This is a genomic window from Fibrobacter sp. UWR4, from assembly GCF_003149045.1.
GTDB lineage: Bacteria > Fibrobacterota > Fibrobacteria > Fibrobacterales > Fibrobacteraceae > Fibrobacter.
On the sequence record NZ_QGDU01000003.1, the window covers coordinates 53865 to 80058 of the forward strand.

The following is a 26194-nucleotide window of genomic DNA, read 5'->3' on the forward strand; positions in this document are numbered from 1 at the left end:
CTGAAAAATTTAACAACAAAAAGGAAGTGATAAAATGAAAAAAATTTATTGTAAAAGGATATTTTGAATTTCCTCTTAGAGAAGTGAATACTCCAAATAGGAAGGGAAAAGAGATTGATTTGGGTGAAATAAGTGATTTTTGGAGATGCGTTGATTGTGGTGAATGTATTTCGTCAAAGAAAGGCGTTTATATTTTTGCAAATAAAGTTAGCCATGGGTTTAAACCAATTTATGTTGGCATGACTAAAAAGTCTTTTAAAACCGAATGCTTTCAAGCTCATAAAATCAATAAATTACAGGATTTTTTTGATAAATCGTTGCGAACGAAATTGGTGCTCTTTTTTGTTGTGAAAGAAAGTAGTAGAAATGCTAAAGATGACAATGATATTATTGCCGATGTAGAAAGTTTCTTTATTCATCAAGCTTATATGGCGAATGAAAATCTTCTGAATGACCGTAAAAAAGACCCAAAATGGTCTGTTCAAGATGTTTCTGGAGATAGAACTCCTGGACAGCCAACGATGTCTGTTCAGAATTTGAAGCAATGTTTGGATATGGATTGAATTTAACTACAATGAAAAGGAATGAAATGATTTATGATTGATAAAATAGAAATGAATGGTGTAGCGTCGTACAAACAGGCAACTTGTTTAGAGACGGATAAAAAAGTCAATCTTGTATATGGCTTAAATGGTGTAGGGAAAAGTACCCTGTCTAATTTTTTATACGATCCCAAAAATGAGATGTATAAAAATTGTAAACTTCATTTCCCAGAAGGTGATTCTTTAGATAATTATGAGATTTTGGTTTACAATCAAACATTCCTAAAGGAAAATTTTTACGAGTCTTCCGAGATAAAGGGGATATTCTCTTTATCTAAAGAAAATAAGGATGCACAAAAGGCTGTGGATGATGCAAATATAGAGTTAAAAAGAATTGATGAGGAAAAGAAAACAAAAAAACAGCGAAAAAGAAAAGCTTAAAAATGAAAAAAAGGATATTGAAAAAAAGTATGAAAATAAGGTATGGCAGATAAAGGTAAATTATGCAGACGATGATAAAACATTGAAATATTGCCTTACTGGATATTTATCTGAAAAAAACAAATTATTTGAATATTTAAAATCAATAGAAAAACCTTCTGCTATTCCCAGTAGAAGTATAGATGACTTAAAAAGAGAAACTGAAATTCTATCATCAAGTAGTTCGATAACAATCCCATCTATATCCCAATTGATATATGATTTGGATGTTTATGAATCGAATAATTTATTGAAAAAAGAAATTGTAGGTAATAAAAATAGTTCTATTTCGTCTTTTATTGAAGAATTGAAAAATTCAGATTGGGTGAAAGCTGGAAGAAAATATTTGAAACCAAATTTAACAAAACAGAAATGTCCGTTTTGTCAATCAGAAACGATAGATGAAAATTTTATTAAAGAAGTAGAATCATATTTTGATGAATCCTATGACAATGATATGGAGCAGCTAAGATCAAATTACAAAGCATACAAAACTAAAAGAGATTCATTCAAAGAAATTGATGTATTTAAAATTTATAATTCTATTCTTGGCTCATTTTACGATAGTTACCATGCTGCGTTTGTCTCATTACTTGCGTGTTTAGATGAAAATTTGAGATTGGTCGAAAATAAAATTGAAAAACCGAGCTTAAGTATTTCATTGAAAAATACAAAACCATTTTTTGATAAAATCAATATTATTCTTAGTCAAGCTGAAATAGTGCGTAAAGAATACAATGAAAAAATAAACAACAAGAATCAATCCTTGAATAACATAAAAAAAGAATTTTGGCAAATAATTCGTATAGAATATGATGATGTTTTGGATGATTGTGATAAAGAATTGAAATCAAAGGAAAAAGAAATTAATCTTGTAGAAAATGAGATACAGAAGTTAGTTGAAAAAGAAGGAATTCAAAAGAACATTATTGAGGATAACCAAAAAAATATTATTAATATTGACGAATCAATAGAACATATCAATAATGGTTTAATAGATATTGGGATAGACAATTTTAAAATCAAAAAATATTCTGACAATCTTTATAAAATAGAAAGAGAAGGTGTAGATGAAGATGTCTTCAAAACATTGAGTGAAGGCGAAAAAATGATCATTAGTCTTTTGTATTTTATTGAAAGATGCAAAGGGGCTATTAGCAAAGAATCTTCTCCGAAAAAGAAAATCATTGTTATAGATGACCCCATTTCGAGTTTATCTCACATATATGTTTACAATGTAGGGCGCCTAATTATTCAAGAATTTACAGACGCAGATGAAAAAAATAAAAATACAACAAAATATGATCAAATATTCTTATTGACGCATAGTCTATACTTTTTTTATGAAATGGCTATTGTAAAAAGAAAGGGAAAAGAAGATGATTATAATCAAAAACTTTTCCGTATAAAAAAAACAGAGAAAGGTAGCTCAATAGCGGAAATGAAATATGGAGAAATTCAAAACGACTATCAATCATATTGGGCTGTAATAAAAGACAAAGACAATGCTTCCCCTGCTTTAATTGCAAATTGTATGAGAAATATTATTGAATATTTTTTCTCGTTTATTGAAAAATTGGAACTAAATAATGTTTTTAATCGACCGGAATTGCAAAATAGTCGATTTAAGGCATTCAATCGTTATATCAATAGAGAATCTCATTCTTTTGGACAAAATATTTTTGATATTAAGGAATTCGATTATGATTCCTTTAAAGAGGGGCTTAGGCTTGTCTTCAAAGAAACTGGTTATGAAGATCATTATAAGAAGATGATGAAAGTGTAGTTAAAAAGATTTTTGTCATTAAAGAAAAAGTTAGGTGAATTTATGTCTGATTTAAAGATAAAAAAAGACCAAGATGCGATAAAATTGTTTTATAGGCCTAGTAACGATTGGCTGGATGAAAAAATTGCAAAAAATGAAGAATTTTGCATATATCATACATTTAATTTTGTAAAAGGCGATATTGTCAATCGTGATTTGACGGATTTCGGGTGGGAAGAATATGAATTTGTAATAGCAAATTCGTTTGATGATGAGTATTATAAAATAAGAAAGGAAGTCTTTGACATTGATAATGATATTTATGTTTCAAAGACTATTTCTCCCAAAATTGAAATCTTTTCATTTAGGCAACATTCTGTATTATTAGAAATTTCAATGATTACTAAAGATCCGATATGGATTGGCGGTTCCCATGAAAATGCGATATCAAATGATTTGTTAAACGCTGTTCTTCAATGCTTTCCGACAAAAATAGAGACAGATAGATATGTTCTCTCTAAGATTCAATCTGTGTTGAGTGAGGTTTTTGAAAATGTAGTAGATTATGAAGCCAAATATGATAAGTATGTTGCTAAGAAACAAGCAAAATTACATTCGTATTTGGAACTATCAGAAAAGCAGGAATTAGTCGATCTTTTTAAAGAATATGAAGTTGATAAATATACTAAGGTCTTAGAAAAATTAAAAGCAATGCTTAATGAGTCAGAAGCAAAATACAATGAGAAACAATGGCAAAATGCTATTGTTGATATTCTTTTGCTCTTGTATCCTAAATATGTTAAGGTTTTGTCAAATGTGAAAATATATGACCCCTATCAAAAGAAAGACAGATTTTTAGATTATTTGTTTGTTGATGTGAATGGTTACTGTGATGTGGTTGAAATTAAGAAGCCTTTTTCTAGTTGCATAATATCTGATATTCCATATCGTGATAACTATATTCCAAAACGAGAATTGACTGGGGCTATAATGCAGGTGGAAAAATACCTGTTTAATATGAACAAGATGGGAATTTCGTTAGAACAAAAAATAACTAAAGATCGACAATCAGAGTTACCTCCAAATCTAGAAATAAAAATTGCAAATCCTAAAGGGTTTGTTATCTTGGGAAGAACTGATTCAAACATGGATGTTGAAAAAAAATTGGATTTGGAAGTTATAAAGAAAAAGTATGCTAATATAATTGACATTCTTTCTTATGACGACCTATGCGATAGGCTAGAAAGAATCATTGAAAAGTTTAAGTAAGTTATATTTATCTTTTCATTCCCAAAGTTTAATTCAAAATCCCATTTTAACTTAACTGACAAATTATGTTTAACGCAAAACCAGAATCCTCCAATTACAATGAACTAATAAACAACATTGAATCAGGTCGTGTTAAAATTCCTCAGTTTCAAAGAAAATTCGTATGGTCTTTGGATATGACCGTCAAACTTCTTGATAGTATTATCAAGGGTTATCCCATAGGGTCTTTTATTCTTTGGAAAACTAGGGAACGCCTACGTTCTATTCGTAATGTCGGTGGAATTTCCTTGCCGGAGCCCCCTGATGGCGACATGATTCAGTATGTGTTGGATGGTCAACAGCGTATGACCAGCTTGTATGTTGCCATGAGAGGCTTGAAAATAAACGATGATGATCGCAATGACGATTTTTCTGAAATCTATGTGGATCTTGAGGCTAAAGAGGATGAGCCTATTGTCATTGGAAATATTGAGGGTAAGCCGACTGATACGTTGGTTCGTTTTACAGACTTGTTAGGAAGCACGGTCAAAGTTGCAATGGCACATCCAAACTATAGTGAAAAAATTGAAGCATATAGTCAGGCTGTAAAAGGGTATCAGTTCTCTATAATCTCTGTAAGTGATGCTCCTATTGAAATTGCAACAGAAATTTTTACCCGATTGAACGAAGGCGGTAAACGGCTTTCCGTATTTGAAATTATGGTTGCCAAAACCTATGATCTTCCGTCTAACTTTGATCTTTCTGAGAAATACGAAAAACTTGTAGATGAACTTAAAAAATCTGATTTCGAAACCATTTCGAGTGCTGTAGTACTACAAGCTGTGTCCGCTTGTCTTGTTGGAGAGTGTGCAAAGAAACATATTTTAAAATTGGATAAGTTCTCGATTATTAAGGAATGGGATAATATCATTAATGCATTCAAGGAATCGGTCGATTATATGCATTCGTTCTTCCGTATTCCGGTGTCCCAGTTAATGCCCTATGATTCGTTACTTGTTCCCTTTACATATTACTTCTACAAACACAAAGAAAAACCTATTGCAGAACAGCAGATGTATATGCAAGATTTCTTCTGGCGTTGCGTCTTGACTTCAAGGTATTCTGCTGCAACAGAAACAAAGCTCGCGCAAGATATCAAGCGTATTGATGCTGTTATTTCAGGAAATAAGCCGGATTACGACGAGCCGATTGATATTTCGGAAGATTTTTTGAAATCTCATGGTGGATTTTCAACGGGAGCGGCTTTTATCAAGGGTATGCTCTGTCTGTTAGCGTACCATCATCCGCAATCCTTTTTGGATAACAGTCTCGTGACTATAGACAATTCCTGGTTAAAACAAGCCAATAGCAAAAACTACCATCACTTCTTCCCTAAAGCCTATATGAAAAAACGTGGCTTTGAGGATTCTATAGTCAATCACATAGCCAATATCACAATTGTTGATGATTTCCTTAACAAACGTAAAATTCAGGATAAAGCACCGTCAAAATACATTAAGGAATTCAAAAAGAATAAGAAACTGGAAAGTGCCTTACAGACTCATCTCATTTGCATTCCGAACCAAGAAAATGCTGACGATTCGAAAATGACTTTTCAAGAGTTGCTTGCTGATTGGGGAGTTACAAAAGATGATTATGAAGTATTCTTCAAAAAACGTCTTGAACAGTTTAACAAGGAACTCAAGGAACGCGTTATTTTAACAAACCTTGATCGTTCGTAGAAATAGTGAATACGTGTGTGCAAAATCGTAAGAAAGGATAATCGACCTGAAAAGCTTAAATTCTCGTCTAAATGGCAATTTTAAAGACGAAACTTAGACGAGCTTTAGACGAAAATTGGAGAAATTGAGCGAGAAACGGCAAAATTTTAGACGAGAAAAATGTTTTTTTCGGAAAAACGGCGGTTTGACATTTTGTGACATCTGATTGTGAGTATATTTAGCTAGAATGGATTCCTCTAGATAAAAAGGACGTATGAAAAAGAATATCTTAGATTTTATTGATTCTGGACGCGAAAACGGTTTGCTTCTCGTTGATCCGAATACCGGAAGTGGCAAAACGTTCTGGTCTTGCCAGGCAATTCACGATTATGCTCGGAATCCCAATAACAAAAAGAAAATCTTTTTCACGACGACTCTCTTAAAAAATCTTCCAGAAGATGAACTTAAAAAAGCGTACAATAATGAAGTTCTTTACAAAAAGGAAGTTTTGGTTATAAAGTCCAATGTTGATTTCGTCAAGGAAAATATCACCAGGGTGAAAGTTCCCGAAGAATTCCAAGGAGACGAATATCAGTCTCTATACCATTTAGTTGAAGCGTGTACCGAGCCGAATTATGGTAAAACGCCTGGGATTTACAGAGAGGAAATGGATAAGCGACTCTCTGAAGCGGAAGTTGTTTTTAGAAAATATTTGAGGAAAATCATTACCACACAAATGAAGGGCTCGGAGCAAGAAAAAAAGGATAACATTCGACATAATTCAAAATATCGGTGGATTGGTGAAATCTATCCAACAGTTTTCACTGATGATTTCAAGATTTATCTTTTGTCAATTAGTAAGTTTTTGCGTCGAAACGATACGCTGGTCAAACCCTCATATCCGTTTATTTCAGCGGATGTTTTAAAGAACTCAATTGTTTTTATTGATGAGTTTGACGCATCTAAAGATACCATTCAAGAATTTATCATAGAAAAGGCTGTTGAGTCTCAAAATGACTACCTGGACATGGTTAAGGAACTGCACGGGAGAATGCGAGATTACCGCCCTGCCAGCTCCTTTTACGGCTCCTATGAGAAATACGTCGAAAATAAGCCTTATCTTCGCACTCTCAAGACTTTGCAAAAAGAAGTAGAGGGCTTGTATGAAAAGTACGCTCTGTATTTCAATTACAAGACGAATGATGGATTTGATCGTAGTCGTAGTTTCTTGTTTTTTGATGGCGCATTCCGTAGTTATTTAAGTAACAATAATCATTACATCCGATGCGTCAAGGATGGCGATAATCAGCAGGTTAAGATTTATTACGAAAATAAAGATGTTTACGAAAAAAATCGCGACCTTGACAACGATATCAACATCTATTCTTTGTTGCGTGACGTGACTCATTTCCTGAATGAGTTTGCAAGATTTATTGCCAACTGGGCGGAACGCTACGCGGTTGCAGAAAATATTAAAAGAAAAAAACAGAATGCTGTCTTAGAGTCTTACACGGTAGAGGATGCAGTAGATACTATTTGCGATGCTTACTTCCGCAGCAAACATTTGAACAATATTTTTCATGATTTGATCACATCGTCGTCCATTCGAAATATCCGCGAAGAAGAAACCGTTATTGACGATTTTTCTTTCTTTAATCGAGGGTTCAAGTTCTTTGAATTTGTAGATGGTGACAAACATAATGAAGAAACGAAAATCAATTTTATTCAGATTGATGAAACTCCTGAAAAAATCCTTCTTTTCTTGGCGAAAAACACGAAAGTAATCGGCCTTTCAGCAACTGGACGTATCAATTCGGTTCTTTCTAATTATTCCCAGAAATATTTAAGGAATGAACTTAAGGACTCTTTGCTGATGCTGACGGAAGATACTTACGAATCCTTAAAAAAATCACAAGAGGAAAAATGGTCTCCCTATCAAGATGGCTCAATCAAAGTCAATATTGAATCTGTTGATCGAGGCGAAGAAAATAAATCCATTCAAGAGCGTTTAAAGCAAATAACACAAAACAAAGATCTTGAGCGAAACTTCTCCAGAATGTTGGAAAATCTGGATATACAGCAAAGCAATAAAGAATATTATCAAAAACGTTACTGCAACATCTTCGCTGTATTGAAGAATTTCATAGACAATGAGAATGTAGAGTCACTTCTTTGCTTGAATATGGCGCTTCCCAAACGAAACCTTGCAACTTTTGATTTAGGGGTGTTTGAAAGATTTGTAGAGCAGTATTGCAAAGTTTATGGGAAAAGTAGCCCTAAAATCAAGGTCTTAAAAAGTGGTAGCGATTTTGAAGACGAAAAGGACTCGCTTTTAAAGGAACTTGCCAATGGTGAAAAGATCTTTGTTTTTTCAGCTTATAAAACTATTGGCGCCGGTCAGAATCTACAGTATAAAATTCCACAAAGAGATATAGATAGCGAATCTATTGTTCAAATTGGTCGCAAACAAGATGTAAAAGATTTTGACGCGATTTACTTAGGTGATGTCACGAATGTCGTTACAAATATTAACGATGTAAAAAAAATCAGGATGAAGGAACTTCTTGAATTCCTATTTGAAATCAAGTATCTTTACGAAAATAACGAAATTAGTCCCCGTGATTTGAATCAGCTTGTTCAGGCGGGCTTTAAAGCATATACGAATAAGAATGATTACAATGCACCAATGGAAGTCGTGAGACATTCTACAAGTGTAAGACGCAAAATAACTCGCGATGTCATCCAGGCTGTTGGAAGACTTTGTCGCACCAACAATAAAAAAAAGGATATCTTCATTTACACAAATAACGCTCTGCTTGCAACATTGGATGTTGCGAGTGTACGAGTAGATTTGATGAATCCGGAATTAAAAAAACTTTTTGAAATTGCGGCAAATTTTGCACAATCGCTTCCGGAAGAAAAATCTTTAGTAGAAAATGAAGCGAACCGTAAGTCTGAAAGTGCTAATTCCTACATTCAGGGCATGCTGCGCCACGATTGGACTCTTAAAAGCATGCGTCTTTGGACAGAATTACGAGAATGCACACTTAGACATCCTACGGCACCAAGTAACTTGGCTGAAAAAGATCATATCTTGGGCGACTACTATATTCAAAATTTTGAAAATAGATCCAATTACTATTATGCGCAGAAAGGCGATTTTTCAGGAATAATTGTCAATTTGTTTAAGGATCGTTCCGATTTTGAGAAGGGACTTGATGAAGAATACGCTCGAAATATTGGCCATGTGAGCGAAAAATCTGCAAGATTGCAGCAATTCTTCTTATATAGTGGAATGAAGAAACATTTTGAAAAAATGCACTATGCCACGGAATTCGGAAAAGATGATTTAATTCTTTCTCCTGTTCTATTCAATAACATTTATAAGGGTGCTCTTGGAGAAATCGCAGGAAGATTCATTCTTGAACAAGAATTGAATTTGACATTGAAGGAAATTGAAGATCCTGCAAATTTTGAATTTTTTGATTTTATGCTCATCGATGGGGTGTATGTAGATTTCAAACATTGGAAAAGAACGGTTGCAAAGAGTACAGAACGATTCCATTCTGAAATCGAAAAGAAGTTGAATACGATTGGAGCTAAAAAAGCTTATGTGATTAACATTATAAAAGAAGGCGAATCGGTAATATCGTCTGATAAAGATGGCAAAATCATAGAGATTCCCTGGCTTATTGATGAGAAGGGGATGCCGAATGAATCTGCAATCAAGATGCTTATAGAAGAGGTCCACAATGGCAAATAATCTTGACGGAAATAAATTTCCGATTTACACGAATAATATTAAGGTTGAAATTGACCGCAAGAAGGTAGATGAAAAATTTGTCGTGTACCAGATTGCAACAAAGGATCTCTTTTTGAAAGAGAATGTTTTAGACTTGCCTGCTGAACAATTTAAGGCACAATCCGTCGCATATTATCAAAAAACACGATGGTTTGCCATGTTTAATAAGGGTAATGTCAACTTTGACAAGTTTAAACAAGAAATTCAGGCAAAGGACGATTCTGCGGTCGCAAATGAGGTGGACCTTTTTTGTCAAGATGAAACCTCCAAAGAAGGAATTAAGGATGTTGAACTTGCACAGTTGCTGGTGAATTCGCTTAAGAATCGTTCAAGCGATATATTTGCATATAACAACATTACTGGTAAATTGTATTATTCACCTGTCATTAAACCAAATGCAAAAACAATTGAGTTTCTGAGAATCCGTTTTTTTACTGCTTTAAATTCAATTTTTTTGGAAGCCAATACAGAAACTTTTTCCGAAGTCAATGCTTTAAAAAAATACGGCAAACGAAATGTTGAACCGAAGTTCCTTTTTGATGAAGAAACTGGAGAATTTCGTCGAAAACTTCATGCTGATTTAAAGAAAGGTCAATATTTCTTCGACCAGGGCGCTCTAAGTAAAAAGGGACCAAGAAAAAAGTTTTTGGATTTTTTGTCCAGAGATAACTATAGAAAGTCAAAGGCCGGAATTATTGCAACGTTCCTTGAAGATGTGAAAGAGAATCTTTCCGATTTCATCACTATTGAACAGATTCCATTTATGAATTATGAAAATTGTGAACAGAAACGAATTAATTACGAAAACTATGATTATGGAACCTTTGTAAATAAGAATGGAATTTGTGTCGTAAATACAATTCCAAATAGAACCGATGCTAAGGAAATGCAATCGCGGATTGTGAATTTTTTGAAGTCTGAATATGGCGTGGAATCTGTTCCGGATAATCGTGAAAAAGGAAAATACATCATTGAAATTATTCACGATAAAGAATCTGATGAGTATGCGACTGCAGAAGAGGCCGCTTCACTAAATCTTTTTAACGAGTTCAACAAGCCTCAAGATCAGCACAATCTTTTTTCTGAAAACGAAATTATTCAACATATCACGGTAGAAAACTCTGCTGAAAAGGTCAATTCCGATACACTAAAAGATGTAATGCGCAATATAGTGCAAGAACTCATTATTAAAGGCGATGTTGTTAATCGTCAGATTACACTTGTGAATTGGAATGAACCAAAGGAATGGACGTTTGTAAAATGTGGAAAAGGGAAATGGAATGAGGCAAAGCGGTGCAATAGTTTTCGCTATTATAAAATGAAAATTTGTACTGATGGAAAATTAAATTTTGATGTTTTTGACAACCGGGAATATCCGGAAAATGATGAGTGGAATGTATTGGATCGAATCTTTGGATATTACAACAAAGGCTTTAAGAACAAATCTTCGGGCATTGAATGTATCGTATACAACGACATAAATAACATAAATGTCATCTATAAAACTAAGCAATTCACTTTGCTTGATGTTGAAGAAATTTTAAGGACGCTTTCGCTGTCTGATAGTGAAAATAAAATTGATAAGAATCGTCTTGAAAATTATCTAGATGATTTTATTGAAATACATGAGAATTTGACTGATAAACAGCAGAATGAACTGAATGACCTAAGGAAAAATATTCATAACTCGTTTGATAAGGAACTCTCATACAAAGATGTCTTGAACATGTATGATTCAGAGGGAAAAAAACATTCGCTAATTAAGAAGAAAATTATAAGCGATTTTGTTTACTGGCTTTATGATGTTTCTTCTGAAGATGGAAACCCTGTTCTTTTGCACGGTCAAATGAAAAGCGGGGATAATCTCTATAAAAATTTCAATTCATTCCTTGGAATAAAGTCAATAACACTTGATGGTCAATTCAAGTATTTCGTTGGAAAGAAAAAGGAGGCGTTGCAGAGTAATCTTCCTACGTCCTGCGTTATTCGTGATGTGATTTCATGGAACAAGAACGGCGTAAATAAGGGAGGCCCAATATTCTTTAATGAACTTGAACATATGTTATCTGTGGAATTCGTGAGAAACGGACAATATACCGTCATACCATTCCCGATGAAGTACTTAAATGAATACGTTCGTTTTTGCGAAAAAGACGAAGACTTTGGGGAAGATTAATAAGGAGGTTTATCTTGTTAGCAACCCATTTATATAAGCATTCCCAGAATTGTCGAATGCGAATCCCCGTCAATGGTTGCTGCGTTCGTTGCCGGAGGCGCCCGAAACGGCCTCACCTTCTGGAAAAATAAGGACCGGAAGGAATTGAAAAGCCTCGGAAAATGAGTAACGCTTCAATCTATTGCCCCCGCCCGCTGAATAACCTATTTTAACGCCTAGAGGAAAAATGTATGACTGAATACAATTTCTATTGTGATGAAAGCTGCCATTTGGAACATGACAATAGCAATGTCATGGTTCTAGGGGGCGTGTGGTGTCCAAAGGAAAAACGGCACCAGATTAACGGACGAATAAAGGAAATAAAGATTCGCAACAATGTTCCTGAGCAAGCTGAACTGAAGTGGACAAAAGTCTCGCCTTCCAAAATTCAGGTCTATATAGACTTGATGGAGTATTTTTTTGATGAAACGGATTTACATTTTAGAGGGCTCTTGATTCCCGACAAAAAGAAATTGAACCACCAAATGTTCAACCAGACTCATGATGAGTGGTATTACAAGATGTATTTTAGCATGTTGAAGGCCATGCTTGTTCCGACAGATACATACAATATTTTTATTGATATAAAGGATACGCATTCAGCGGAAAGGGCTAAAAAACTTTGGAGTGTGATTTCCAATTCAATGTATGATTTTTCAAAGAGAATTATTAAGCAGGTGAAACCTATAAGGTCTGATGAAGTTCAAATAATGCAAATTACAGATGTTTTAACAGGAGCCTTTGGCTATAACAATAGAGTTTTTGGTGATTCTGAAAAACGGAGTGTGGCCAAAAGGAGGATTATAGAGCTTATTCAAAAAAGATCAGGATATACTTTGCAAAAATCCACCCTCCTTCGTGAGGATAAGTTGAATTTGTTTGTGTGGAAATCTCGTAATGACCAGGAATAATTGTTGGCTTCCTGAATTAAACGAGTTTCCGCAAACTTCGTTTACCGTTGCCTCGTATAAAGAATACGAAGCTTCCCTTTATTGTACCTACAAAAAAGATTTTTGGTCAAACGATTTGTTTTTTCAAGGTCTGAAAGTCCAAGTTCGGAAATCTCCTATAATAGATGGCTACGAAGAGTCTTTTGTTCATTTCACATGCAAGAACTACGAGAACGTTCAAAATCGTGAACCCGATTTCAGACGCTGCGAACGTTTACACTGGATTCGAAAATTTATAGAGAATTATCAATGTAAGGCCCGTTGTGTCGAAAAATGCGATGGCATCAAGTATTGGGAAGAACCATACAAGTCAACAAAGCGTTTTCATTTTCTGTTTGAAGAAGAGCGATTTCTGGTTGTTCTTGAAAAGCGAGAATACTATTGCTTATTGATTACAGCGTTTTATCTGGAATATGATCACTCTCTTCAAAAACAATTGAAGCATTACCGTATGTACAAAAAAGCAGAAGACGTTCCGTTTGGCGGAACGTCTCCAGAAACTCCTTCTACAACTAGTAGATGAGATAATGTAAATATAGGTTTGTGATGATTGTTTGTCAATAGGATTTTTAAATAAAAACATCAAGCAAGTAGACGATGTTTAAACAAGATTTAGGCAAAAATGGCGAAATTATGCAAAAATCGACATTTTATAGACGAAAATTTTGATTGGAGTCACCATGCTTCTTACTTCCTCCGGCACATTCTGTTCCAAAGATCAGTTCAAGACCGAAGAAGAGGTCGAGAAGGTTGTCGTTGACAACTTCAAACTTCTCTTTGGCGACTATTCTATCTTGCTACCGAAAAGTTTGATTCGGTCTTCTGGTGTGGTTCGGAAAAATACGGTGATGAATCGCGAGACGAAGAACAAGATTGCGGAACTTTGCATTGCAGAAATCGGAAAGCAGAAGGAGTTCTCAAAGCTTCTTGAATCAGACTTGAAAATCCAGCTAATCCATGTGCACGGTTTTGTCCAGAAGATTTTGGAAAAGGACCCAATTGTCTCTTTGCCGATAGACTATTCCCCGAGCGATCTCGAAGAATGGGCGGAGTCATTGAAAGTCGATGTGCAGATTCAGCATATCGAGAAATACATGAACGGCAAGGGCGAGGTGCTTTACAACTTCCCTGATTTGGAGCTGACGCAAGAAAAGGAATCCTTGAAGACGACGGACAAGAGCAACGCTTTGTACGAGATTGTGAAGGCGGAACTTTTGAACGTGGGCGATGTCGTGCATTTCGATTACGGCCCGAAGGGTAAATCCAAGACGCATTTCGAAGGAAAAATCTGTTCCGACGGAATTGAGGTGGACGGAATCGTTTCTTCGGCCAGCGTTTCTGCCTTGCGTTGCATCCAGCAAATCAGCCCGTCGCGCACAACGACGAACGGCTGGGTCACCTGGAAAACCGCCGACGGAAAATTCCTCGAAGAAAAGTGGAACGCCCTGCTTAAAAAGAGTGACGACGCGGAACAACCATCGAGACCCAAAAAGCATAAAAAGAAATCTCGCAAGACATCGGCGGTGTCGCTTCCTGAAAATAGCGATAACGATATGTTGTATCACTTCGCGAAAGGCGGGGCGATTGTCGCTAAAGTCCGGCGTGTTGGCTCGCAGTTTGTTCTTCTTGCCGGCAGCAAACTTTCGCTGAAATATGACTTCCGTGGCTCGGGTTGGATGAACGTTAGAAAGAACGCTTCTGTTGGTGCTGATGGAACGCTTCGCGAGGATATCGAATGCGATTCCCCGTCAATGGCCGCTGCGTTCGTTGCTGGAGGCGCTCGAAACGGCCTTACCTTCTGGAAGAATAAGGATAGAAAGGAATTGAAAAGTCTCGGAAAATAAGTATCGCTTCAATCTATTGCCCCCGCTCGTCTAAATGGCAATTTTAAAGACGAACCTTAGACGAGCTTTAGACGAAAATTGGCGAAATTGAACGAAAAACGGCAAAATTTTAGACGAGAAAATGTTTTTTTTCGGAAAAACGCCGGTTTGACATTTTGTGACATCTGATTGTGAGTATATTTAGGGCGAGAGGTCTTGCATGAGTAGAAAAAGTGAAAACGGGCAAAAACAATCTTTAACCATTCTCGATAAGGATTATCTTGAATGGGTCAAACAGTTGTCATCAAGATATAAAAGCTATTTGATCAAGGCTTCTGTTCACATCAATTCGGAGCAGTTGAAATTTTATTATAGCGTTGGAAAGGACATCTTCGAAAAGCAGATAGATAATAAGTATGGCACCAAATTTTATGCCGCTCTTAGCCGCGATTTAAGAAAGTTATTACCAGATGCGGAGGGGCTGACAGAAGGGAATTTGAGATATGCAAAGCGATTTTATCAGCTTTATTCGGATCCCAAGAAATTGTTTCCGCAAGTTGCGGAAGAATTGTATCCGCAAATATTTCCGCAAGTTGCGGAAGAATTGCCTAAAGTACCATGGGGCCACCATCGTTTGCTCATTGATAAATTCTCTGACAATCCGCCCAAAGCGCTTTTCTTTGTAGGGCAGATTGTTGAAAATGGGTGGAGCCGTTCTTCGCTTATGAATTGGATCGATTCAAATTTATATGAGCGACAGGGCAAGGCGATTACCAATTTTTCGAAGACATTACCATCTCCAACTAGCGATCTTGCGAAAGAAATTACAAAGGACCCTTATAGTTTCGCTTTTGCCGGCGTAACAAAGGAGTATAACGAAAAACAGTTAAAGTCGGCTTTACTTTCCAATATCACAAATTTCTTGATAGAGCTGGGGTCTGGTTTTGCCTATGTGGGCAAGGAGTATAGGTTACAGGTCGGAAAAAAAGAAAAATTTATTGATTTGCTGTTCTATCACCTTTCTCTTAGATGTTATGTTGTTATCGAAGTCAAGATGGGTGAATTCGATTTTCAAGATGTGGGTCAATTAGGTGGATATGTTGTTTCCGCAAATCACATTTTAAAGCGTGAAGGGGATAACCCTACAATTGGTCTGCTTATTTGTAAGAGTAAAGATCGCTTGTTAGCCCAATATGCGTTGGAATCGAGCAACCAACCAATAGGTATTTCGGATTTTGAACTTGAAAAATTATATCCTGCAAAAGTTGAAGGCTTAATTCCGACAATCAACGAATTGGAATCGGGGTTAATTGACAGACCTAAGGAAGGCTAATGTCTCCTCGGCAACCACTCGCAACGCTGATTTGGCGGCCCTTAGTGAACTTGAAAATCGCGGAAAAAACATCTCTTACGATGAACTTCCGTATCGTTCGCTCAAGGCGACCGATGCTGATATAGATTTTCTATGCAAGGTTTTTTCAAAACGTTCCAAACGAAAAATCACAAAGGCTGATTTGGAAAACTTGCACCTGCTTGCAGGTCGTTCGCATAACAAGGCGACGAACGTGTGGAGATTTCTTCGCCAGGCACTCTTTACGGAACGCTGACTTTGGAAGAGGCCTTGAGTGGCCGCTCGTCCGTCCGTAACAAGACTCTTGCCCGCACTTTGGAAAAGGTTCATGTTCTCGAAGGATGGGGGTCTGGTTTCCAGCGAATTAATACGATGTGTCAGGAATACGGCGTAGCTCTCCCTGAATTCACCGAAATCGGAGACATGTTCCGAGTGAACTTTTATCGCCGACAGAATTCAGAAATCGGCGATAAATCGGCGATAAATTTCAAGAAAATGATTGTCGAATACCTTGCTGAACACGAAGAAGCCCGGTCTCAAGAAATTGCAGATGTTATTGGTTTGAAGATTTCTCGTACCAAGGACTATATCACAGAACTTGTAGAAGAAGGCAAAATTGTCTCCAACGGAGCGAACAAGAATAGGACATATTCTTTGAAAAAGTGACTCCGATAATAACTATGCAACCACTAAAACTTGAAGATCTCAACGCCCAGTTCGACAGCACCGTCCGCAGGTATCGCGATGGTGGGCTTATCGCTTACCGCAACGCGCTCTATTTCATGAACGACATGCTGAATTGCATGTTGCAAATCTAGCATTTGTTGCTGGTTTGGAGTGCTGGGCTACCCACGCACTTTCTTGAAGCCCCGGTTTAAATAGCCGTGGCAGGATGTGTTCTGTGTTTTGTGTCACTAAATTTCTAAAAAGATGTCTTTGGTGACAAAAAATCTCCAAAAAGTTTGCTGCGCATTCTAAATAGTTACATTTGAGAATCATGTTCCGCGATTTGCAATCAAGAATCCTTCATCTGCCAGCATCGAACCCTAGCGAAACAAACCCGCTGAGTGCAGATGTATACGCCATCCGCGGGGATACCGCCTGGTGGATTTTTGATGTTGGCGCCTGCGACGAGGCGGCGGATTTTGTGAACAACTTGCCTTGCGTTGGCGTAGCGCCGGGTGCCGCACCTCTCAAGAAAAATATCATCATTTCCCATTTCCATCGGGACCATTTCTTCAACCTTTCGCGGGTCTCCTTCGACAATCTTTATGTGGGACGCGAGACCTTCCGCCATTGCGACGAGAACATTCGCGCCCGCAGCGGCACTCAGGTTGTGGAATCGCCCTTGCAATTTGAAGACGGCCTGCGGTTTCGTATCGAGCCAATCCCCAGCAGTCACGCCAAAGGGTCGCTGATGCTCTCTGTAGGCGACGATATACCCGATCGCGATTGTTGCGGCGAGCAGTCCCGTGGCGCTATCGCTTTCCTGGGAGATTCCACTTACCCGACGGTAAATCATAACGGTCCCGATTTTTACAACTTGCAGCTACTCTACCAGCAGATTCAATTTCTGCGGAGCTGCCCGGCGCAACTCTACTATATGAGCCATCGGCGCCCTGTCCCGCGGGAAAAGGAATCTGTCCTGCAGGTTCTAGTGGGCTATTACGCCCAGCGACAGCCCAACAAAAACCTGATTGAAGTGTCCCGCTAAAAAAATCAAAATTTCGTTTACAATTTACTGATTTCATACGATAAGTAAATTGTAAAACAAAAAGAGGTTTTTTATGGAAATCAAGAAGAACATGACTCTGGCAGCCGCATTTCGTTATAGGGGCAAGTTGAAAAAACTGATGAGTAGCATGGCGGGTATTGTTGCCAACAATCCCATCGCTGTTGAAGTCGATGAAGTGGATTTGCGCAATGAAGCGTTTGAAACTAAATCTCTGGATGGGGACGTTGAATTGTTGATCCGTTTGCACGGATTGATGGAGACGGTAACCACAGCCGTAGACGTGGCTAACGATGGGGCCCATGCGCTGATCAACTCAATCAATCGTTGCAAGGATACGATTAAGTTGCTAGCAGATATTAGAAGTCGAATTGTTACCACACCGTTGGTTAAGAATGAATATGATTATGAAGCTAGCAAGCATCAGAAAATCGAACTGGTGCCGTTGTACACTAAAAAGTGGGCCGATGAACTGAAGGCTGTAAAGCGTGAAATGAATACCATCGAGGAAACTCTCAATGAATACAACGCTAAGGCCATGGTCTCGTTTAGTGTGGATGAAGAATTAGACTTGCTGGTGGAATCAGCGTAGTACAGTTTTGGCGAAAGCCGAAAAAAGCAAGGTGAGCCATACTTGCCAAGGCACTCAAATTTTAATAGATCTTCCGACTGGGAATCGAAAAAAAACTTACACTGCACCGCCACAAAAATGAGCAGATCGGAAATGCGGATACGAAAAACTCGAGTCCCACTGAAAATTGAAAAATTGGATCATTGAAAAATTGATTGTACGAGTTTGTAAAGGTTTGGCTCACCGAGATAGATAAAAGATTACAGCAGTCCAAGGATTTTATCTATTATGCGGCGGTTCCCGATTTTCGGGGGCCGTTTTTGTTTTGTGAGGGCGTTTTCCTGTCGCTTTTTGGGCGACCTCTGGGTTGATCGCATCGATTATATTATGTGACCGGAAACAATCTGGGCTCAATCCGAGCTTGCCCTGATTTTTACAAATTGGCAGGTCGAGACGATATATATAAAAAAAGGAGTCATCATGACAGAACAGGAAAAAGCAAAGAAGATGAAGGAAATTTTTCGCAAGGCCGCAAGCAATATGTGCTGGGGTGAAATGGAAAATGAAAAAACGGCCCAGGTAAAGGAATGCGCAGGGGAAGAATCTCATGGAAATAATCAGGCTTCCCCGAAACCCACTCTGAAGAAGGAAACTTGCCTTCTGGGAGCTATTGCCGGCGATACCATCGGGGCACCTTATGAATTTGACTGTAACAACATCAAAACTACGGAATTCCCGCTGTTCAATCGTGCGTCATGCTGGACCGATGACAGCGTCATGACGGTGGCTGTGGCGGAAGCAGTAATGGCTGGATTCGCGGGCGGTCAACTTGCGGGCGACCACCCCGATGCTCGCAAACCTGACCCCGCCCTTACCGAAAAGGCTATGGTCGCTTCCATGCAAAAGTGGGGTCAGGATTATCCCTATGCAGGCTACGGCAGCAATTTCCGTCACTGGCTGGTCGATAAAAATCCAAAACCCTACAACAGCTGGGGAAACGGTTCCGCCATGCGCGTGTCTGCGGTGGGCTGGGCCTACGACACTTTGGAAGAAGTTGAAAAATTTGCTGAAATTTCTGCCCGCGTCACCCATAACCATCCCGAAGGAATCAAGGGCGCAAAGGCCGTCGCCGCCGCCATCTTCTTGGGGCGTGCAGGTAAGTCCAAGGAAGAAATCCTCGACTATGTGGAACGTACCTACGGATACCCCATCAGCAAGATGACCTGCGATAAAATTCGACCCACCTACCACATGGATGAATCCTGCCAGAATACGGTGCCTCAGGCCTTCTGCGCCTTCCGCGAGGGAAATTCATTTGAGGAGGTTGCCCGCCTGGCTGTTTCGTTGGGCGGCGACAGCGATACCCTTTGCTGTATCGCTTGCTCTATGGCAGAAGCCGTCTACGGCATCCCTGCAGAAATCCAGCAGGAGACCATCAACCGCCTGGATGAACAGATGCTGAAAATGCTAATCCGGTTTCAGAAATTTGTGGCTAGCAAGTAAGACGGAACCTTTCTATATTTGGGCCATGCTTAAAGTAATCAGGGCGGTGACCCGTTTTCTTTCCACCTATACGTCTCTTTTTGTAATCGCCTGCGCGGTGGTTGCCTTCTTTGCTCCTGTCACTTTCGCCTGGGTTCGCGGCAATGTCTCTTCCGTGATTCTCGGCGTCATCATGCTGTCTATGGGATTGACCCTTCGCGTTGAAGATTTCAGGAACCTGGCGAAGCGCCCGCTGGATATTTGTGCTGGCGCCTTGGCTCAGTACACTATCATGCCGCTGGTTGCCCTGTGCCTTACGAAAGTTTTCGGACTGGATCCGTATCTCGCTGTAGGTATCATTCTGGTGGGCTGCTGCCCCGGTGGCGTCTCCAGTAATGTGATGAGCTACCTGGCAAAAGGCGATGTGGCTTTCTCCGTGGGAATGACGACCGTCAGCACCTTGCTCGCTCCCATCATGACTCCGCTGCTAGTCTTGTGGCTTGCGGACACCAGCATCAATGTGAATGCGGTGGGCATGTTCCTGAACATTCTCTATGTGACCATCGGCCCCGTGATGATCGGTTTTCTCTGCAATTACTTTTTGGGGCATCGCGACGGATTCAAGGAACTGCAGGCCAACATGCCAAGCGTTAGTGTCATTGGACTTGCGCTTATTGTGGGTGGCGTTATCGTGACGGTTCGCCCTCATTTGCTGGCAAACGGTATAAGCCTGTTATTTTGGGTACTGGCGGTGGTGTTCTGCCACAATGCATTGGGCTATGTGCTGGGCTACAGCGTGGGACGCGTCCTCAAGTTCACCACCGCAAAAAAGCGCACCATCGCCATCGAAGTTGGCGTGCAGAATGCGGGCATGGCTACTGTGCTTGCGGCTGCCTTCTTTGCCAATCCCGAGAACATTGCTGCCAATTCCAACGCTGCCCTGTGTGTGGTTCCCTGCGCCATCAGCTGCGCCTATCATTCCATTAGCGGAACGGTTCTTGCCGGCATCTTTGCAAAACTGGACAAGAAAAAATCCAAATGATTTTTATAAAAATTGCAGTGTGAAAATGCAATACTTATAGAATTATTAAAAAAGGCTCGCGAAAATGCGGGCCTTTCCTGTATAAAATTTAGGTTGTTTACTGAGCGTCTTTGTTGATGTTCACGCTGGCGTAGCAAACGGCGCATCCGCCTATAAGGTTGCCTACGGTAATCACCGCCAGTCGCAACAGGGTGCTGCCGATTTCTGCGGCGCCGCCAAAGGCCGCGACGTTCCCAGCGACGTTCCCGGCAACATTTCCGGCGACGCTCCCATTCGCGATTCCGCCAGTAATTTCCTTGATGATGGCGAAGGCGAAATAGAACATGTCGGCAATGCAGTGTTCAAAGCCACAAAGGATAAATCCCATGACGGGAAGCACTACAATCAGCGGGTTGCTGCAGCGCTTGTATCCTTCTACGGCGATGAACATGAGCATGCCGCAGAACACTCCCAGAATCAGAAGACTCAGCAGGTTGTCGTTATGCTTGATGGCCACCAGTGCGCTGGTACTAATGGTAAGGCGGGTGGCCGCCACGGTGGCCGCGCCAAGGCAGGTGCCGATCAGGTTTCCAAGCCAGACCTTGCCCAGATACTTCAGGTAATCCAGGTTTCGGTTGGTAGAGAGGTAGCCCACCTTGCCGGTAAATAAGTCGAATTTCAGCAGGATGATGGTGTAAAGACCCAGGGAGAACAGGAACGTTCCTGCAATCTTGTTTTCGACGGAAAGGAAGCTCACGCATCCCACACTAATCATGAGGCCAGCAAAAATTGACTTAATCATAATCTAAAGTTACAAAATAAAAGCGCTTGCGATTTTGCCGCAAGCGCTTTTTTGATGGATGTTTTAGAGAGAGAAAGTTTGTATGCTATTTCATCCGGATGTTTTTGCCCAAAATGTTGAAGTACCGTGTTCCGCGGGAACTTTCGTTACGCAGCTGGATGGAATTATTCTTTCTTTCCAACTTCCAGGAGTTTCCGCCTGTGATTCCCGAGTTAATCTGGTGGAGAACGTTCAATGTTCCAGACTCGGGTATGGAATCTCCGACTACGCTGTTAGTTGCAATTCGCAGCAGGTCCACGCCGCTCTTTTCGCAGGTGAATCCCAGGGACATTTCGTTCTTGGAAGCGCCGGAGTTTACTGCCTGGTAGTTGTAACTCTTCCCGCTTTCGCCTGCGATGCTTGCGTTGTACGTCACCACGTCGCCCTTGCGGGAAACGTTCATGGCGATGTTTGCGTTACGCATGATGGACTTGAAGTCGTCCCAGTTCCAGTCGTACTTGAACTCCATGGTTCCTGCGTTATCCATGGCGTAGGCGTCGGCGCGGAGCAATGTGGTGGCGTTCCCTGCGGAAGAACGCATAACGTAGTTGTCCCAGTTTTCGGAGGCAGCCCCGTTGCCGTAATTCCTGAAATTGAAAGTCACGTTGAAGTCCCCGTTTACCTTGTAGTCGGAACTCTTCAGGGCGTTAAAGCCTGCGTTATAGACGCCGCCTGCATCAAGGGTTCCCACGAAGATGCGGTCCGCCTGAGAGCCGTAGGCAATGCGGCTCACGTCCAGATAGGCAGCGTCTGCACCCAGGTAAATGTCGTAATTTCCCGAAGGTGCATTTGTGGCGGATACGCGATACACTAATTCATTGGCGCAGTTCTTGCCGGCGGCACCCGCAGTTCCCGAGGTGCAATTTGCGTCCTGCAGGAAGGCATAAACGTTAATGACGTTTCCGTCCTTCACAGCGCGGATCTTAACCTTGCCGTTCTTGAACATGGTCTTGAATTTTTCCCAGTCCGTGCCCCAGGAACCGTAGTATCCTACGTTACTTCCGCTGAAGGTTTCCACAGAATAGGCGTCAGCCCGCAGGTACCAAGTGTTGTCGCCGTTCTTGAAGACGAGCACCCAGTTGTTCCAATTTTCTTTAGCTTCCGTATAGTTGGTAAAGTCAAATTCCGTAACGAAATTTCCAGAGACACTAACCTTGGCGAAATCGTCGTAGGCGTCCCAGGCTGTTTTCTTGCTCTTGTCGCCAACGGTCTTTGCTCCGCCGTAATACTTAGTCTCGTTAACGGTTTCCGTCTTGGGAACGCGATAACCCCACAGAGCGCGGGAACCGTTCTTGTTCATGGCGGAGAACGTTACGGTGGCCTTGCCTATATCGTTCTGCTGCTGCTCCAGAACAACGCCTTCGTAGGTGTTTCCGTTCATTTCGAAGGTGATGTACTGACGGCCCTTGGCAAAATCGTATTTCCAGCTACCTGTATAAGCTCCCGTCACGGAACCGTCCGCATTGAGCTGCAGGTTCTTTTCTGTATTGATGGGGAATTTGCCATCGGCCTGTGCGTAGGGATCGTGCATGATAATCTTGAAATCCCCTGCAATCTGGGATTCGTCAAACGCCGTTTTTGTCATGCCGAAGCCCACCTTGTATTCAAAAGGTGCAGCCACGATCCAGCCCATCTTATTGAAGTAAAGCTGGTGGGTTTCCACGTTGTGCCATGCAGTTCCGTTATCCATCTTGCGATGGTAAACCAGATACATGGAACCGTCTTCATCTCGAAGTAGAGAATTGTGGCCGTCCGCAATTTCTGCGCTACCGTCGGGCCAGAAACTCCACTTGTAGTTCTGGATAATGGGGAAGCCGTGGTCGGTTGTAAGCCCGTAGTTGTAAATATACCTGCTGAAAAGTGCGGAGGTGCCATCCACATCCACGTAGGGCCCTTTCACGTCCTTACTACGGAACACTCGCATGGAATATCCCCCGTCAGGACTGTAGAAACCGTAGCTGATAAACAGATAGTAGTAGCCGTTGCCATCTGCATCCTTGAAATACTGGATGTAGGATCCTTCGCCACTCACATAATAGCCGCCACCTACATGAATACCCATGTACTGGTCGCTGGTCATGGCGCTCTTGAAGGCGGCACCTTCCCATTTGGTTTCGTACTTGTAGCTGTAATCGCGAAGGCCGTTGGAATCATCTAGTTTCAGCAGGAAAAGTCCCCCGCTCCAGGATCCATAAAGCATCCACAGGATGCCGTCTTCGTCGTAGAACACGTTAGGGTCGATAGCGCTGACTCCGTAGCCGCCGTCCCACTTGCCCAAATTGGTAGTGCCGTTGTTTGCCATGTAGTAACGGCTGTCAATAGTGGCGCTACCCGTCACCTTCTGGTAATCCAGATTGCCGGCCTTGCCTGCGGATTGTGTATCCATGCCGCCGTATACCACGGTGCCGGCGTATTCGTAGGGGCCTTCAATCTTATTGGAAGTGTGGAGGACAATGGAACTCATCCAGTCGTCGCCATTGATGGAGGTGTAAAGACACCACTTGCCCATCTTCTTGTTCCAGATGATGTCCGGGGCCCACATGTTACCCTTCACTGCATCGCTGGTTTTGTGGCCGGACCAGTCGGCGGCCGCCTTGAATGCATCCAAAAAGCTGGAGGTAGCCTTGCCGCCGGCGCTGAACTTGGGGGTAAATTCGGTCCAGTCCAGCATATTCTTGGAATAGGCCGCCCCATTCATGGTCCCGAATATGTAGTAGAACTTATCGCGAGTCTTGCCCGCATCATTTTCCGGATAGGAATTGCCGGCGGCATCCTTATAGACGATGACTACCGACGGATCGTGAACAGCCACAGAGCTGGCAAGCGAAACACTTGCAGCTAGTGCTACAATTTTCAAAACACCCATAAACATCCTTTTTTTAGGGGTATACCAGCCCCTTTCCCGTAAAATTACCCTCATTTTTGTAAAAAAGGTCCTCTTGAAAGAAATGCTGTTGTTCCTGGACAACTTCGACTGTATCCATTTATCTTCTGTTGCTTTTTCCGAGGTAGTCGAACCCTCTGCTTTTGGAAAAACTGATTTTTTTGTGATTTTTGGTGGTTTTTTATATACATTGGGGTTGATAGTGTGTAGGAGATTCTTCTATGAAAAAGATGGTTTTACTGTCCGCAATGACCCTTGCTGTTCTTTGTGGTTGTGACGATTCCAGTTCTTCTGTATCCCCGGATAATAGCGGCTCTGCCGGTAATCCGTCTTATGATAATGTCGTAAAGAATTTTGATGACCTTCAGGTGTGTTCTGAAAAACGTGAAGGTCAAGAAATTTTCGTTTCGGACGAAAGTGAGATCTATAAGTGTGTAGATGGTTCCTGGACCGTCAAGGAAACTTCGCCCGACAAGCCTTCCAAGGATGATCCGGCGGAAGGATCAAAGGATGAAAAGTCTTCCAGTTCCTTTGCAAAATCCAGCTCCTCTGTAAAGTCTAGCAGTTCTATCGAATCTAGTTCCTCTGTTCACAGCAGTTCCTCGGTTGTTGGTGACGGCTACAAGGAATACAAATATGTATCTCCGTATACCACAGAAGCTGTAGGGACCCATCCTGCATATAAGACTACCATTTTGCAATGGAGAGATGGTATCGAAGGTCGTGTTCAGACGGGTTCCGAAGAAGAATCTGCTGGTTATTGGTATGCTTTCAGTGATAACAACTCATTGGACAAGGGCAATTCCAAGGTTTTATTCCCGTCTGATGTTGAAGCTAACGAGTGGGGCAACTTCTTTGGGCCACTTGCTGAGACCTATGGAAGCATTAAGGCGAAGGCTGACATTGGCGACGCGTATGAAAAACCTTATGCAGGGGTAGGTTTTGACCTCTATAGTGAACATAGGGAGGGCGTGGATATCTCTGAACTCAAAGGTCTCTGCCTTGCATATTCCTCGACGGAAGACTTTGTTGTGGAACTGGTTTCTGAAAATGAAAAAACAGTGACGGGATATAACAATTATAAGGCTGTAATTTCCCAGAAGAGTGGTCTGACTACAGTTGATATCCCCTGGTCAAAATTTGTGCAGGAGTCAGATTTGGGTGTCGTTGTGAATTTGGAAGAAGCTTTAAAATCTATTTCTTCAATCAGAATTAAATTTACGTCGTCCGCTGAATTCACTATCTTTGGAATTGGCGAGTATGGAGCCTATAGCCCCTGTTGGCGTGTGGCTCCGGCTTAAGTGATAAATGATTAGGAGGTTAAATCGTGAATCATAAAATTCTTACTACGCTTGCGTCCACTGCGGTTTTCGCTTGTCTGTGGGCTTGTGGTGATTCCAATTCTACAAGTTCTGAACCCGTAAATAACGAATCGGAAAATAACGAGCCTGTAAATGTTCCGCTTCTCCCCATTTCCAACCTTTCTAAAGATCTCTGTGGAGATTTGTGGTGCGAAAGTGATGATGATGGGAAAATCGAAACAGGCTCCGATGAGGAAACTGCAGGCTATTGGTTCATGTTCTCCGATAGTATGGAACCTTACAAGGGAAATTCAGATATTAAGTTGAGTTACGATGTTGAAGCCGACAAAGATGATGGTGGCGAATATAGCCATTTCTTCTGCGGAGGAAACTTTTTCTGCGGTTCGGAATTGGATATAAAAAATTCAGGGGACGGCGACGCTTGGAGATGCCTATAGCAATCCG

Annotated in this window: 21 protein-coding genes; 19 read left to right on the forward strand and 2 right to left on the reverse strand. The window is 40.8% G+C overall.

Annotated elements, in window-relative coordinates; genetic code table 11:
- Window positions 1-83 precede the first annotated feature (83 nt).
- The 17 genes from BGX12_RS01955 (at window position 84) to BGX12_RS02035 (ending at window position 20724) form a co-directional block, all read left to right on the forward strand.
- Complete coding sequence (locus tag BGX12_RS01955; RefSeq protein ID WP_109734416.1) at window positions 84-563, forward strand: hypothetical protein; 480 nt, start codon at window positions 84-86, stop codon at window positions 561-563.
- A gap of 33 nt (window positions 564-596) precedes the next feature.
- Window positions 597-983, forward strand: a complete 387-nt coding sequence (locus BGX12_RS01960) for an AAA family ATPase (protein WP_109734417.1) — start codon at window positions 597-599, stop codon at window positions 981-983.
- Entirely contained in the window at window positions 940-2808 is a 1869-nt protein-coding gene (locus BGX12_RS01965) for an AAA family ATPase (protein WP_109734418.1), read from the forward strand. Before BGX12_RS01960 ends, BGX12_RS01965 begins: the two co-directional genes overlap by 44 nt.
- Before the next feature lie 42 nt (window positions 2809-2850).
- Window positions 2851-4056 carry a Shedu immune nuclease family protein gene (locus tag BGX12_RS01970; RefSeq protein WP_111361540.1) on the forward strand — a complete coding sequence of 402 codons (1206 nt, stop codon included), beginning with the start codon at window positions 2851-2853 and terminating at the stop codon, window positions 4054-4056.
- Between the two features lie 65 nt (window positions 4057-4121).
- Complete coding sequence (locus BGX12_RS01975) at window positions 4122-5777, forward strand: DUF262 domain-containing protein (RefSeq protein WP_109734420.1); 1656 nt, start codon at window positions 4122-4124, stop codon at window positions 5775-5777.
- A gap of 253 nt (window positions 5778-6030) precedes the next feature.
- Window positions 6031-9519 carry a hypothetical protein gene (locus BGX12_RS01980; RefSeq protein WP_109734421.1) on the forward strand — a complete coding sequence of 1163 codons (3489 nt, stop codon included), beginning with the start codon at window positions 6031-6033 and terminating at the stop codon, window positions 9517-9519.
- Window positions 9509-11734 carry a hypothetical protein gene (locus tag BGX12_RS01985; RefSeq protein WP_109734422.1) on the forward strand — a complete coding sequence of 742 codons (2226 nt, stop codon included), beginning with the start codon at window positions 9509-9511 and terminating at the stop codon, window positions 11732-11734. The genes BGX12_RS01980 and BGX12_RS01985 overlap by 11 nt, the downstream gene beginning before the upstream one ends.
- Before the next feature lie 230 nt (window positions 11735-11964).
- Window positions 11965-12684 (forward strand): DUF3800 domain-containing protein, encoded by a 720-nt coding sequence (locus BGX12_RS01995; RefSeq protein ID WP_109734423.1) that lies wholly within the window; start codon window positions 11965-11967, stop codon window positions 12682-12684.
- Window positions 12671-13246 (forward strand): hypothetical protein, encoded by a 576-nt coding sequence (locus BGX12_RS02000; protein ID WP_109734424.1) that lies wholly within the window; start codon window positions 12671-12673, stop codon window positions 13244-13246. Before BGX12_RS01995 ends, BGX12_RS02000 begins: the two co-directional genes overlap by 14 nt.
- A 157-nt stretch (window positions 13247-13403) precedes the next feature.
- Window positions 13404-14567 (forward strand): DUF4357 domain-containing protein, encoded by a 1164-nt coding sequence (locus BGX12_RS02005; RefSeq protein WP_109734425.1) that lies wholly within the window; start codon window positions 13404-13406, stop codon window positions 14565-14567.
- A gap of 199 nt (window positions 14568-14766) precedes the next feature.
- Window positions 14767-15879, forward strand: coding sequence for a YhcG family protein (locus BGX12_RS02010; protein WP_109734426.1), 1113 nt, complete (start codon window positions 14767-14769; stop codon window positions 15877-15879).
- Between the two features lie 234 nt (window positions 15880-16113).
- Complete coding sequence (locus BGX12_RS02015) at window positions 16114-16563, forward strand: ATP-binding protein (RefSeq protein ID WP_109734427.1); 450 nt, start codon at window positions 16114-16116, stop codon at window positions 16561-16563.
- 14 nt (window positions 16564-16577) lie between these two features.
- Complete coding sequence (locus BGX12_RS15425) at window positions 16578-16715, forward strand: hypothetical protein (protein WP_158278138.1); 138 nt, start codon at window positions 16578-16580, stop codon at window positions 16713-16715.
- Between the two features lie 170 nt (window positions 16716-16885).
- The gene (locus tag BGX12_RS15265) at window positions 16886-17611 is read left to right on the forward strand and encodes a hypothetical protein (RefSeq protein ID WP_146196219.1); all 726 of its coding nucleotides are present in this window, start codon (window positions 16886-16888) and stop codon (window positions 17609-17611) included.
- Window positions 17612-17750: 139 nt separating this feature from the next.
- Window positions 17751-18221: a hypothetical protein gene (locus BGX12_RS02025; protein ID WP_158278139.1), complete on the forward strand. Its 471-nt coding sequence runs from the start codon at window positions 17751-17753 to the stop codon at window positions 18219-18221.
- A 459-nt stretch (window positions 18222-18680) separates the two neighbouring features.
- Window positions 18681-19703 (forward strand): ADP-ribosylglycohydrolase family protein, encoded by a 1023-nt coding sequence (locus BGX12_RS02030; RefSeq protein WP_199220722.1) that lies wholly within the window; start codon window positions 18681-18683, stop codon window positions 19701-19703.
- Between the two features lie 25 nt (window positions 19704-19728).
- The gene (locus BGX12_RS02035; RefSeq protein ID WP_109734430.1) at window positions 19729-20724 is read left to right on the forward strand and encodes a bile acid:sodium symporter family protein; all 996 of its coding nucleotides are present in this window, start codon (window positions 19729-19731) and stop codon (window positions 20722-20724) included.
- A gap of 97 nt (window positions 20725-20821) precedes the next feature.
- On the opposite strand, the gene BGX12_RS02040 is transcribed toward BGX12_RS02035, so the two are convergent.
- Both BGX12_RS02040 and BGX12_RS02045 read right to left on the reverse strand, forming a co-directional pair.
- The gene (locus tag BGX12_RS02040) at window positions 20822-21505 is read right to left on the reverse strand and encodes a formate/nitrite transporter family protein (protein WP_109734431.1); all 684 of its coding nucleotides are present in this window, start codon (window positions 21503-21505) and stop codon (window positions 20822-20824) included.
- Between the two features lie 85 nt (window positions 21506-21590).
- The gene (locus BGX12_RS02045) at window positions 21591-24410 is read right to left on the reverse strand and encodes a glycoside hydrolase family 43 protein (protein WP_158278140.1); all 2820 of its coding nucleotides are present in this window, start codon (window positions 24408-24410) and stop codon (window positions 21591-21593) included.
- Window positions 24411-24649: 239 nt separating this feature from the next.
- On the opposite strand from BGX12_RS02045, the gene BGX12_RS02050 reads away from it, so the two are divergent.
- Together BGX12_RS02050 and BGX12_RS02055 are read left to right on the forward strand one after the other, a co-directional pair.
- Window positions 24650-25729, forward strand: a complete 1080-nt coding sequence (locus BGX12_RS02050) for a hypothetical protein (RefSeq protein WP_109734433.1) — start codon at window positions 24650-24652, stop codon at window positions 25727-25729.
- Window positions 25730-25755: 26 nt separating this feature from the next.
- On the forward strand, window positions 25756-26187 hold the full coding sequence (locus tag BGX12_RS02055) for a hypothetical protein (RefSeq protein WP_109734434.1): 432 nt from the start codon (window positions 25756-25758) through the stop codon (window positions 26185-26187).
- Window positions 26188-26194: the final 7 nt, after the last annotated feature.

Bases quoted from the DNA above. Each gene is read 5' to 3' on its own strand.
- BGX12_RS01960 (WP_109734417.1), top strand. From the start codon at position 597: ATGATTGATAAAATAGAAATGAATGGTGTAGCGTCGTACAAACAGGCA.
- BGX12_RS01965 (WP_109734418.1), top strand. From the start codon at position 940: ATGAGGAAAAGAAAACAAAAAAACAGCGAAAAAGAAAAGCTTAAAAAT.
- BGX12_RS01970 (WP_111361540.1), top strand. From the start codon at position 2,851: ATGTCTGATTTAAAGATAAAAAAAGACCAAGATGCGATAAAATTGTTT.
- BGX12_RS01975 (WP_109734420.1), top strand. From the start codon at position 4,122: ATGTTTAACGCAAAACCAGAATCCTCCAATTACAATGAACTAATAAAC.
- BGX12_RS01980 (WP_109734421.1), top strand. From the start codon at position 6,031: ATGAAAAAGAATATCTTAGATTTTATTGATTCTGGACGCGAAAACGGT.
- BGX12_RS01985 (WP_109734422.1), top strand. From the start codon at position 9,509: ATGGCAAATAATCTTGACGGAAATAAATTTCCGATTTACACGAATAAT.
- BGX12_RS01995 (WP_109734423.1), top strand. From the start codon at position 11,965: ATGACTGAATACAATTTCTATTGTGATGAAAGCTGCCATTTGGAACAT.
- BGX12_RS02000 (WP_109734424.1), top strand. From the start codon at position 12,671: ATGACCAGGAATAATTGTTGGCTTCCTGAATTAAACGAGTTTCCGCAA.
- BGX12_RS02005 (WP_109734425.1), top strand. From the start codon at position 13,404: ATGCTTCTTACTTCCTCCGGCACATTCTGTTCCAAAGATCAGTTCAAG.
- BGX12_RS02010 (WP_109734426.1), top strand. From the start codon at position 14,767: ATGAGTAGAAAAAGTGAAAACGGGCAAAAACAATCTTTAACCATTCTC.
- BGX12_RS15425 (WP_158278138.1), top strand. From the start codon at position 16,578: ATGCAACCACTAAAACTTGAAGATCTCAACGCCCAGTTCGACAGCACC.
- BGX12_RS02025 (WP_158278139.1), top strand. From the start codon at position 17,751: ATGAGTAGCATGGCGGGTATTGTTGCCAACAATCCCATCGCTGTTGAA.
- BGX12_RS02030 (WP_199220722.1), top strand. From the start codon at position 18,681: ATGACAGAACAGGAAAAAGCAAAGAAGATGAAGGAAATTTTTCGCAAG.
- BGX12_RS02035 (WP_109734430.1), top strand. From the start codon at position 19,729: ATGCTTAAAGTAATCAGGGCGGTGACCCGTTTTCTTTCCACCTATACG.
- BGX12_RS02040 (WP_109734431.1), bottom strand. From the start codon at position 21,505: ATGATTAAGTCAATTTTTGCTGGCCTCATGATTAGTGTGGGATGCGTG.
- BGX12_RS02045 (WP_158278140.1), bottom strand. From the start codon at position 24,410: ATGGGTGTTTTGAAAATTGTAGCACTAGCTGCAAGTGTTTCGCTTGCC.
- BGX12_RS02050 (WP_109734433.1), top strand. From the start codon at position 24,650: ATGAAAAAGATGGTTTTACTGTCCGCAATGACCCTTGCTGTTCTTTGT.